Here is a 501-nt window from a genome sequence, read left to right as displayed (position 1 = left end):
TTTAATTACAATTGGTAAGGTTTTACCAGTTATTTGATCTGCGTCACTATCAACACTATCATCAGTTCCTTGATCTTTTGGACTATTGGTATAATCACCATTTGATCCTGGTGTTACAAATTCTACTACGTATGACCCTGGTATTAAATCATTAAACTGATAATATCCATTTAAATCTGTAATTGCAGTTAAGTTTACAATTGCACCATTACCAGTTGTTCCTGTCAATTTAACTGTAACTCCTTGGATACCTTTTTCTCCTAATTCTTGAATGCCGTTTTTATTTACATCTTCCCATACATAGTCGCCCAATTTTGCTGGCTTGAAGTATCCTGCATCCAAGGTATTGTTTGTCTCACCACTTACTACAGTTACGATCTGAGTCGTTCCTGTTGTTTTGTCTGCATCACTGTCTTTCGTATCGTCAGTGCCTTGGTTTGGATCTGTCGTTGTATAGCCACCTGGTTTGGTGAATGTTACTGTATAGTCTCCTGGTTTTAG

At 37.1% G+C, this 501-nt stretch carries 1 protein-coding gene; it reads right to left on the bottom strand.

Annotated elements, in window-relative coordinates; all coding sequences use genetic code 11:
* On the bottom strand, positions 1-501 hold a 501-nt coding region (locus EGI22_RS15610), incomplete at both ends, for an SdrD B-like domain-containing protein (RefSeq protein ID WP_310588173.1).

This window comes from Lacihabitans sp. LS3-19 (assembly GCF_024343575.1).
GTDB lineage: Bacteria > Bacteroidota > Bacteroidia > Cytophagales > Spirosomataceae > Leadbetterella.
The sequence above is the reverse complement of the archived record's forward strand: the minus strand, read 5'-3'. Positions and strand labels throughout refer to the sequence as shown.